Origin of the sequence: Amycolatopsis deserti (genome assembly GCF_014653945.1) — a bacterium.
Lineage (GTDB): Bacteria > Actinomycetota > Actinomycetes > Mycobacteriales > Pseudonocardiaceae > Amycolatopsis_E > Amycolatopsis_E deserti.
Window position 1 is genome coordinate 1 of the sequence record NZ_BNAU01000017.1, and the last position, 8,469, is coordinate 8,469.

At 72.3% G+C, this 8,469-nt stretch carries 21 protein-coding genes; all 21 read left to right on the forward strand.

What is annotated here, in order from left to right; genetic code table 11:
- Positions 1-328: hypothetical protein (locus tag IE290_RS37325; protein ID WP_229874942.1), on the forward strand; the 328-nt coding region annotated here is incomplete at its 5' end.
- A complete protein-coding gene (locus IE290_RS37330) occupies positions 325-507 on the forward strand; it encodes a helix-turn-helix domain-containing protein (RefSeq protein WP_191249490.1) in 183 nt (60 codons plus the stop codon). The genes IE290_RS37325 and IE290_RS37330, both read left to right, overlap by 4 nt.
- Before the next feature lie 93 nt (positions 508-600).
- Positions 601-807: a hypothetical protein gene (locus IE290_RS37335; RefSeq protein WP_191249491.1), complete on the forward strand. Its 207-nt coding sequence runs from the start codon at positions 601-603 to the stop codon at positions 805-807.
- Positions 804-1,328 carry a hypothetical protein gene (locus IE290_RS37340; protein WP_191249492.1) on the forward strand — a complete coding sequence of 175 codons (525 nt, stop codon included), beginning with the start codon at positions 804-806 and terminating at the stop codon, positions 1,326-1,328. Before IE290_RS37335 ends, IE290_RS37340 begins: the two co-directional genes overlap by 4 nt.
- A complete protein-coding gene (locus IE290_RS37345) occupies positions 1,325-1,885 on the forward strand; it encodes a hypothetical protein (protein WP_152870973.1) in 561 nt (186 codons plus the stop codon). Before IE290_RS37340 ends, IE290_RS37345 begins: the two co-directional genes overlap by 4 nt.
- A complete protein-coding gene (locus IE290_RS37350; RefSeq protein ID WP_191249493.1) occupies positions 1,882-2,580 on the forward strand; it encodes a hypothetical protein in 699 nt (232 codons plus the stop codon). Before IE290_RS37345 ends, IE290_RS37350 begins: the two co-directional genes overlap by 4 nt.
- Positions 2,577-2,966 (forward strand): HNH endonuclease, encoded by a 390-nt coding sequence (locus IE290_RS37355; RefSeq protein ID WP_152870903.1) that lies wholly within the window; start codon positions 2,577-2,579, stop codon positions 2,964-2,966. The genes IE290_RS37350 and IE290_RS37355 overlap by 4 nt, the downstream gene beginning before the upstream one ends.
- A complete protein-coding gene (locus IE290_RS38360) occupies positions 2,963-3,088 on the forward strand; it encodes a hypothetical protein (protein ID WP_265584299.1) in 126 nt (41 codons plus the stop codon). The genes IE290_RS37355 and IE290_RS38360 overlap by 4 nt, the downstream gene beginning before the upstream one ends.
- A gap of 2 nt (positions 3,089-3,090) precedes the next feature.
- Positions 3,091-3,291 carry a hypothetical protein gene (locus tag IE290_RS37360; RefSeq protein WP_152870902.1) on the forward strand — a complete coding sequence of 67 codons (201 nt, stop codon included), beginning with the start codon at positions 3,091-3,093 and terminating at the stop codon, positions 3,289-3,291.
- Positions 3,291-3,563 (forward strand): hypothetical protein, encoded by a 273-nt coding sequence (locus tag IE290_RS37365; protein ID WP_152870900.1) that lies wholly within the window; start codon positions 3,291-3,293, stop codon positions 3,561-3,563. The genes IE290_RS37360 and IE290_RS37365 overlap by 1 nt, the downstream gene beginning before the upstream one ends.
- A complete protein-coding gene (locus IE290_RS38365; RefSeq protein ID WP_265584298.1) occupies positions 3,560-3,685 on the forward strand; it encodes a hypothetical protein in 126 nt (41 codons plus the stop codon). The genes IE290_RS37365 and IE290_RS38365 overlap by 4 nt, the downstream gene beginning before the upstream one ends.
- The gene (locus IE290_RS37370; RefSeq protein ID WP_191249494.1) at positions 3,682-4,389 is read left to right on the forward strand and encodes a hypothetical protein; all 708 of its coding nucleotides are present in this window, start codon (positions 3,682-3,684) and stop codon (positions 4,387-4,389) included. Before IE290_RS38365 ends, IE290_RS37370 begins: the two co-directional genes overlap by 4 nt.
- Positions 4,390-4,547: 158 nt before the next feature.
- Positions 4,548-5,294: a helix-turn-helix domain-containing protein gene (locus IE290_RS37375; protein ID WP_152870913.1), complete on the forward strand. Its 747-nt coding sequence runs from the start codon at positions 4,548-4,550 to the stop codon at positions 5,292-5,294.
- Positions 5,291-5,542, forward strand: coding sequence for a hypothetical protein (locus tag IE290_RS37380; RefSeq protein ID WP_152870915.1), 252 nt, complete (start codon positions 5,291-5,293; stop codon positions 5,540-5,542). Before IE290_RS37375 ends, IE290_RS37380 begins: the two co-directional genes overlap by 4 nt.
- On the forward strand, positions 5,539-5,970 hold the full coding sequence (locus tag IE290_RS37385; protein WP_152870916.1) for a hypothetical protein: 432 nt from the start codon (positions 5,539-5,541) through the stop codon (positions 5,968-5,970). The genes IE290_RS37380 and IE290_RS37385 overlap by 4 nt, the downstream gene beginning before the upstream one ends.
- Complete coding sequence (locus tag IE290_RS37390; RefSeq protein WP_191249495.1) at positions 5,967-6,317, forward strand: zinc finger domain-containing protein; 351 nt, start codon at positions 5,967-5,969, stop codon at positions 6,315-6,317. The genes IE290_RS37385 and IE290_RS37390 overlap by 4 nt, the downstream gene beginning before the upstream one ends.
- Positions 6,310-7,107 (forward strand): hypothetical protein, encoded by a 798-nt coding sequence (locus IE290_RS37395; RefSeq protein ID WP_191249496.1) that lies wholly within the window; start codon positions 6,310-6,312, stop codon positions 7,105-7,107. The genes IE290_RS37390 and IE290_RS37395 overlap by 8 nt, the downstream gene beginning before the upstream one ends.
- Positions 7,104-7,661 (forward strand): RuvC family protein, encoded by a 558-nt coding sequence (locus IE290_RS37400; RefSeq protein ID WP_152870844.1) that lies wholly within the window; start codon positions 7,104-7,106, stop codon positions 7,659-7,661. The genes IE290_RS37395 and IE290_RS37400 overlap by 4 nt, the downstream gene beginning before the upstream one ends.
- Positions 7,654-7,887 carry a hypothetical protein gene (locus IE290_RS37405; RefSeq protein ID WP_152870845.1) on the forward strand — a complete coding sequence of 78 codons (234 nt, stop codon included), beginning with the start codon at positions 7,654-7,656 and terminating at the stop codon, positions 7,885-7,887. Before IE290_RS37400 ends, IE290_RS37405 begins: the two co-directional genes overlap by 8 nt.
- Positions 7,884-8,162, forward strand: coding sequence for a hypothetical protein (locus tag IE290_RS37410; RefSeq protein WP_191249497.1), 279 nt, complete (start codon positions 7,884-7,886; stop codon positions 8,160-8,162). The genes IE290_RS37405 and IE290_RS37410 overlap by 4 nt, the downstream gene beginning before the upstream one ends.
- Before the next feature lie 2 nt (positions 8,163-8,164).
- Positions 8,165-8,469: AAA family ATPase (locus IE290_RS38145; protein ID WP_229874943.1), on the forward strand; the 305-nt coding region annotated here is incomplete at its 3' end.

Here is an 8,469-nt window from a genome sequence, read left to right on the forward strand (position 1 = left end):
GGCCGAGCTGGCCGTCACCTCGACGCAGCAGCTCGCCGCCGAGACCGACATTCCCTGGGGATCCCTCCGCAACGCCCTGGCCGGGCGCGACCCGATCACCCTCGCCCGCGTGTACGCGCTCGCACGCGCGCTGACGGGAGAGGGTGAAAACTTCCGGGTCGTCGCCGCCGAGATCGTCGCGGACCGCGCCCTGGCTGCAGAGATCCTCGCGAACAACGACGGTGTTCCCGACGAGCCGCCAGCCCAGCCAAAGCGCCCGTCTGCACCCCCGCCGCGTCGCACCAAGGACCCGAGAGCGCCGAAGCGCGTCGCCGGAGCGGCGGCATGAAGGACGAGGCCCGTGACGGCTACCGCACCGACGAACTGGCCGAGCGGCTAGGGGTTCCGTACAGGACGGTGATGCGCGCGATCAGCCGCGGAGAAATCGGCGCGATCAAGCTCGGCCGGTACTACGTCGTTCCCCGCTCCGAGGTGGAACGACTCCTCGGCCAGGCGAAGGCCGCCTAACTCCCCGCCTACCCCAGCAAAAAGCGTGCCCGCCCCGTGCCAACCGCCAAGCCGCACGGGACGGGCGACAACCACCGAACGAAAGGACGACCGGTGGAGCACGAGCAGCGTATCCCGCCGCCCCGCGCCGGGCGGCACCGCTGGACCCCGCGCACCGGGTGGGCCAACACCCCGGCCGGCCAGATCGAGCACGCGAACCAGGGCGCCGAGGCGCCCGCCGGGCTCGGCGTCCGACCGCACGAGGGCAAGCACCGCAAGGACGAGCGCGCCGCCGTGGCGCGGATGGGAGCGGCAGCGTGACCGCGACGGCCGGAACGCTCGGCGAGTCCCCGCAGGACGCCGTGCACGTCATCCGCCAGCTCGGCGGCCCGGACCTGGTCGCCGAGCGCGCGGTCCGCGGCGGCGCGTACCCGGCGCGGCACCGGCTCGCCGATGTCGACGCGGACACGGCGGTGCTCGTCGACGTGCCGGAGATTCTGCGTCTGGCGGCCGAGCTGGACGAGATCGACGCCGTGACGGTGGCACTCGTCCACCGCGCGCCCAACGGGCCGTGCACCTGGTGCGAGGTCGTCGGCCGCCCCGCGGTCGTCACCGTCTACGGCGACCCGGCGCCGACCGATGACTGGGCGCCGCTGGAGATGGCCGAGACCTGCCTGGCGTGCGCGCCCCGCGCGGTGCACCAGGCCGTCACCGAGCACGACCCCGACTCGGCGAAGCCGATCGCCGTCGAGATCGCCGTACCGGCGCACCCCCTGACCGCCCCGCGCCCGGCCGCGGGCGCACCCGACCAGCAAAAACAGAACGTGAGGACGAACCGGTGAGCAGCAGAGACCTGGCCGTGAAGGTGACCGCCTACAAGGTGCTGAAGGACCACGCCGAGGACAAGTACAACGAGGTCCGCGCGGAGCTGGCCGCGCACATGGAGCGCGGCGACCGGGTCATGGCGGTGGCGCCCAACGGCGTGAAGATCGCCGCGGTGTCCAAGAAGGACCCCAAGCCGCAGGCCCGGATCGTCGACGTGCCCGCGTTCCGCTCGTGGGTGGCGAAGCACTACCCCGAGCGGATCGTCACCACGCTGGAGATCGTCGGCGCGCCGGAGGAAGTGAAGGAAGTGCTGATGCGGCACGCCCCGGCGCTGCTGAAGCAGTCCGACGCTGTCCACCCGGACCTGGTGCGCACCGTTCTGAACGACTCGGTCAAGCACGGCTGCGCCGTCGGCCCGGGCGGAGAGGTCGAGGTCCCGGGCGTGGAGGTCGAGCCCCGCGAGGGGGTCGTGGCGTGCGTCCCCACCGACGACGCGATGGGCGTCGTGGTCGAGATGCTGCAGAGCGGCGAACTGGACCTGCTCGACGTGCTGCCGGTCGGCGGTGGCGCGTGACGCCGGAGATGCTCGACGCGCTCCGCGCGCCGTTCGACGGCGACGCGGTGCGCACCCGGCCGGAGATCACCTGCGCGGCCTGCCGGGCCGGCGGGTGCGGCTCCCACGGCTCGGCCTGGTGCGACGAATGCGGCGGCGAGATGACCACCGCCCACGTGCACCTCGACTACGTCGGCCACGCCGCCGTGACCGCGCGGCTGCTCGACGTCGATCCGGAGTGGAACTGGGAACCGATGGCACTCACCCCCGAAGGTCTGCCTGCGATCCAGGACGGTTGCCTCTGGATCCGGCTCACCATCGGCGGCGTGACGCGCATCGGCGTCGGCGACGCACCGCAGCAGCGTGGCGGCCGCGCCCGGAAGGAGGCGATCGGCGACGCGATCCGCAACGCGGCCATGCGGTTCGGCGTGGCGCTGGACATGTGGATGGGCCAGCCCGACCCGCCCGCCGACCCGGCACCCGCGGACCCGCCGCCCACCGCCGACCCGGCCGTGGCCGAGCGGGACGAGCGCGGCGACGCGAACGATCTGCGCGGCCGAATCCGGGACATCACCAAGGGACGTGGCCGCTCGGCGTCGCAGACCGCGGCCGACTTCACGAAGTGGTCGAAGAAGGGCACGCAGTTCCTTCGCGCCAGCCGCGCCGAGCTGGCCGAGTACCTGGATCACCTGCTGCAGCACGGCGGGAAGCGGTGAAGGCGCAGCAGATCAGCCGCACCGTGCGGGACATTGTGCACACCCGCTCGGGCGGGGTGTGCGAGAAGTGCGGCCGCCGCCCGGCCGTCGAGGTCCACCACCGCACCGGCCGGCAGATGGGCGGCTCCCGGGAACCGTGGATCAACCAGCCGTCGAACCTCCTCGACCTGTGCGACCCGTGCCACGACGAGGTCACCGACACCCGCGGCAACCGCGCGTTCGTCGAGACCTGCGGGTGGCTCGTCCGCCGCGGCGAGGAGCAGCCCGCCGACGTGCCGGTGCTGCTATGGCACGGCCTGTGGCTGCTCGACGACCTCGGCGACTTCCGCACCGATCCGCGCGTGGCCGCGGCGTGGGCGCGCATCGACGCGGTGAGGGCCGCATGAGCGCGCCCGCAGCGCCGGGCGGCGGCGCCGGTATCGGATGCTCGACCGTGCTCGGGATCGTGTCGCTGTTCCTGTGCGGGTTCCTGCTCGCGATCGCCGTCGGCCTGTCGGCCGGGTGGTGACCGTGCGGCGACTCTTCCGGCTGCCGCTGCGACTGCGCACCCGCTGGCGCAACGGCCGCCGCGCGACGAACGGTCGCGTTCGGACGGTGAACGGCGGCGAGCCGATCGTGTGGCCGTTCGCCCTCAACCACGACGTCACCGACCTGTGGCGGCTGGCCGACGACCGGCAAGCCGCCCAATCCAACCTGCGAAAGAAGGTCTGATGCCCCTCGACCTCGCTGAGCGGTACACCGTGTGCCGCTCGTGCCCGGCAACGATCGTCTGGGCCGTCTCGTCGAACGGCGAGAACATCCCCGTCGACTACAACGCCGACCCTGCCAAGGGGAACGTGCTGCTGCAGCTCAACCGCGGCCAGCTCGTCGCCGGCGTGCTCACCGGCCCGAAGCTCGCCGCCGCCCGCGCCGCCGGTGCCGAGCTGCGCACCGCCCACTTCGCCACCTGCCCGAACGCAGCCAGCCACCGGCGGCCGCGATGAACGACACCGACCACCTCGCCGCCCTGTTCGCCACCTGGCGGGCGGACGTCGACGCCGACCCGATCCCCATCTTCACCGCGAGCGATCTGCTCGCCGACGAGCCCGGAAGGACCACCCCGTGAGCATCCGCATCGAGACCGAGCACCTGATGAAGCTGCTCGGCGACCTCGTCCACACCGCCGGCGGGATCGGCGCGACCAGCGGTGTGCTGCTGCACACCGCCCGCGGCCCGCTCGAAGACGAGCCCGGCACCACCGACCTGCTCGTGGGCACCTCCACCGACCACTTCACCGTCGGCCACACCTACGTGGAGTGCTACGGGCAGCTGCCGGACGCGATGCTGTGGCCGCTCGCCGACGTCCGCGCGGTGCTCGGCGCCTACCGGCCGAAGGCCGCGCTCACCCGGAACAAGTCCGAGAAGCACACCGTCGTCATCGGCCGCGAAGCCGACGTGATCGTGGTCCGCGAGGACCCCGATTTGTTCAACGACGGCCTGACCATCCGGTTCTCCGAAGGGCCGATCAGCAAGTACCCGACCGGCCTGTGGCGCGCGCTCACGAGTGCGCCGCCGATCGCCGACGACTGGGGGCCGGCCGAGCCGCGCAGCGACTTCTACCCCGACGTGCTGAAGCCGTTCCTCGCCGTGGCGAAGGCGCGCAAGGAAGACCTGCAGGTGTACCGGTACCACCACCGGGCTCGCTACCTGGTGCAGATCGGCAATCGCTACGTCGGCGCCGCGCAGCCGCACAACCTGTGGACCACGCAGAACCCGGGCGGCGGCAGCGCGCCCGCCGCGGACGTGTACGCGCCCGCGCTGGCCGACTGACACCCGGGCGGTCCGGCGTCAACGTCACCCCGCCCGCGTTTTGGAGCGCGGACCAGGGAGCGAAAGCAGGCCCACGACCCCGCCTCCCTTCGGGATCAGGTCGCAGCTGCGCCGGACCACCACACCACCCCACCAGCACCACCGGAAAGAAGCGCCGCATGACCGTGCCGAGCCCGGACGAGTTCGACATTTTCGCCTGGGAACGCATCCTCCTCGCCGCCCGGCTGCCGGCCACCACGAAGCTCGTCGCCTTCGCCATGCGCACCCACGCCGACCCGGACGGCACCCGCGTCTGGCCCGGCATCGCGCGGCTGTGCGTGCTCACCGAGCTGTCCTACGCCACCGTGCGACGCGCCCGGCGGCAGCTCGTCGACGTCGGCCTGCTCGCCCTCCACAAGCGCGGGAACCGCCGACGGGGGAAGGCCGACGAGTACCGGCTGATCCTCGCCGAGGACGTCCTGGAGCGCGTCGAGTCGCTCACGCCGAGCCAGATCGACGAGGCCGCCGAGGCGATCGCAGACGCCCGCGCCGAGGCCGAAGCCGCCCGCCGAGCGAAGAAACAGGGCTCACCGAACACCCCTGAACCGTCCGATCAGGACTTAGACGCGACCCCTGAAAACCCGGACCAGGGCTCGGAAACGACCCCAGACGACAGCGATCAGGGCTCACCCGCGAGCGGTGAAACCACGATTAGGGCTCACAGGAAGCCGCGATCAGGGGTCGCCAGTGAGCCCCCACCAAACCAAGTAACCAAGCCACAAAACCGACCAGCACCTACTCACCTCCCAGCGCAACCACAGACCGCGCGCGAGAAGTGCCCGCACGGAATCCGAACCGGCACCCGAGGAGACGGAACGCTGGCCTGCGCCCTCTGCCGCCGAGAAGCCACCAGGGAGGCATCGTGAAGCACCGCACCTGCGACGTCGAGGGCTGCACCGGCCGCCACGTCGCCAAGGGCTACTGCGGCACCCACTACACCCGCTGGCGCCGCACCGGAAGCCCATTCGGCGTCCGCCAGGCACGCATCCCGAACGAGCGGATCCGCCACCTGCGCGCGCTCGTCGGCCTGCCCGAGGACGGCCCCACCGACGAGATGCGGCGCCGCTGGATCGCCGAGGAAGCCGCCGACGCACACTCGGCGGTGGCATCATGACCGCGCGCCGAATGGGCCGCGGCCCGGCCCTGGGCTACGTCTCCGCCGTCGCCGCGCTGTTCCTGACCGGCTGCGACGCCCTCGACAGCCCTGACGCGCAGTACGGCGCCGTGTGCGTCGACCAGGCCACCGGGAACAGGCTCGACGACGACGCGTGCGGCGACTGGGACGACGCCGGCCACGCAACCGCGGTCGGCACGTACTACGTGTGGGTGCCGACGTCCAACGGCGCGACGGTGATCCCGCCCGTCGGCGGCCGGGTGCCGGCGAACGTCGGCATCCGCAGCGTGCCGTCCGGCACCCCAGTGGCGAAGGGGCTGCCCAAGGCCGGGGGCGCCATGTCTGCGATCCAGCGCGGCGGATTCGGCGTCAAGGCCGGCGTCTCCGGCGGTACCGGCGCCAAGGCCGGCGGAAGCGCCGGATCATGACCGGCCTGCAGCGCGGCCAGTACCCGGCTGCCCTGTTCTGGCCCGGCACGGACGAGCCCGAGACCCGCGACAACCCCCGCCTTCGGCCCTGCCCCTGGCCACCCTGCCACGCCGCCCCGGGCCAGGACTGCACAACCACGATCCGCGGCCGCCGCAAGCCCCTGACGGGCTACCACGAAGCCCGCACCATCCCGACCGAGGAGAACACGATGCCTGATCAGCCGAAGATCCCGCCGGCCCGGTGGAGCCTCTGGGACACGCACCCGGTGCCCGCCCAGCCCATGACCGAGGACGCCGACCGCAGCGAGAACGACGAAACCCCGGGCACGGAGGACCACGGTGTGTGAGAACGACCGCGACGACTTCGGGAACGACCCGCTCGACTTCCGACCGACCACCCCGTTCCAGGCACACCAGATGGCCCGCCTGGCCGGCCTGGAACGCTCGCTCGGCGAGCTGCACGCCAAGATCGACCAGATGTCCGCTCCCGTCAGCGCACGGATGGCCGAAACGATCGGGCGGGTGCTGACAGACCACCTCGGGTTCCCCGACCGCCCAGAGAGCGAATGGCCGGACGAGGCCGCGCACATCCGCGCGCTGCACAGCGAATTGCTCGCCGCGATCGGCGACGATCCGGCCAACGCGGTGAGCGACACAATCCACCGCGTCATCGCCGCGGCCGCGAAGCGGCTCGCGCACGTTGCGGCCGAGCGCGACGGCGCCAGACTCGCCGCGCTCCGGCTCGCGATGGGCGAGCCTCTGACGGCCGCCGACGTGTCCGCGGACCCGGAGTTCTGGATCTCCGGCGCCGGGCGCAAGATCGCGTCCCGGACCGACTGCGGCCACGGCTACAACCTGACCGACTCGTGCCCGGGCTGCGACGCCGCCGCGGAGCACAGGGACCCGCTACCCGCCAGCCCGCAGCCGGAAGGACCGGCGGAGCCCTGCGGCGTCTACAACGAGGGCTGGAGCTGCACCGAACCCGCTGGTCACACGGGGCGACACCGCGCCCACAACTTCCACACCTGGGACCAGCAGCCTGCCATCAAGGCCAAGCGCGCGGAGATCTGCGGCAGCTGTCAAGTCCACAAGCACGTGATCAGCTGCGTCTGTGGCCGATGGGAGGCGGGTCGGTGACGCGCGTCGTCGGGATCGACCCGTCCCTGACCGGAACCGGGCTCGCCACGATCACCAGCACGGGCGGCCCGGCCGTGCGCGTCGTCGGCACGAAGCCCACGCCGAACCCCACCCTGATCGACCGCGACATGAGGTTGGAGCTGATCACGCACGCCGTCGAGACCGTGGCCGCGGGCGCGGACCTCGTCGTGATCGAGGGGCCAGCACTCAGCCGCGGCGCGACCGCGCACACCTGGGACCGAGCCGGGCTGTGGTGGCGCATCGTGAACCGCCTGCACGCCCGCCAGGTCCCGCTTGCCGTGTGCTCGCCGAGCGCGCGCGCCCGCTGGGCCGCGGGCAAGGGGAACGCCAGCAAGGCCGCCGTGGTGGCCGCGATCGCGCGAATGTGGCCGGATGTCGAGCTGGTCGACGACAACGCCGCGGACGCGCTGGCGCTCGCCACGATGGCCGCGCAGCGTGTCGGCATGGCCGTGCCGCTCGCCCGCCACCGTGACCCGCTGGACAGCGTGGCGTGGCCTGAACATCCGTTGACCGAGGAGAGCGACGTTGCCTGAACCTGGAACCGCGACCGTGCGCCGGTACGAGGACGGAACAGTGGAAGTGATCCACGCCGACGACGTGATAGCCGTGGACCCGGAAGCACTCAAGACCGCCACCCGCGAGCACCTCCGCGAGGACGGCACCCTGGTGCTCGACACCGCCGGCCAGTACCGCTACCGGCAGACGGGCACGGCGACCGACTTCGGGCATGAGTACCTGGTCTTTGAACGCGTGCGATGAGCGATTCGTGGGCTGGTGGCAGCACCCGGCGGTGGCGCAGGCTGCGCCTGGAGATCGCCGACCGGGACCGCTGGGTGTGCGGGCTCTGCCACCAGCCCATCAACCCCACGTTGCGCAAGCCGCACCCGCGCGCCCTGCAGGTCCACCACACCCGGGGGAAGCGGTTCGGCGACGATCCGCGGTTCCTGCAGGCTGCGCACGCCGAGTGCAATCAGAAGGCTGGCGACCCGAGCGCGAAACCGGATCCCGCCCCGCAACCAAGGACCAGGTGGTGAGCATGGCAACCGTGATCCTGGTGGCTGGCCCGCCCTGCGCGGGGAAGAGCCACCACGTCGAGCAGCACCGCGCACCGGGCGACGTCGTGCTAGATCAGGACGCGATGGGTGCGCGCGCGTTCAACCGGGCCGTGGCCGAGCTGGAGCGAGCCAGGCCCGCCCGCCGTACCTGGGTGATCCGCTGCTGCGGTGGCGCCACAGCACGAGCCCGGTTCGCCGCCCGCATCCGCGCCGATCGGACTGTCCTACTGCGACCACCCGACGATGTGCTGATGGCCCGGGCCATGCAGAGGGCACAACCACACCG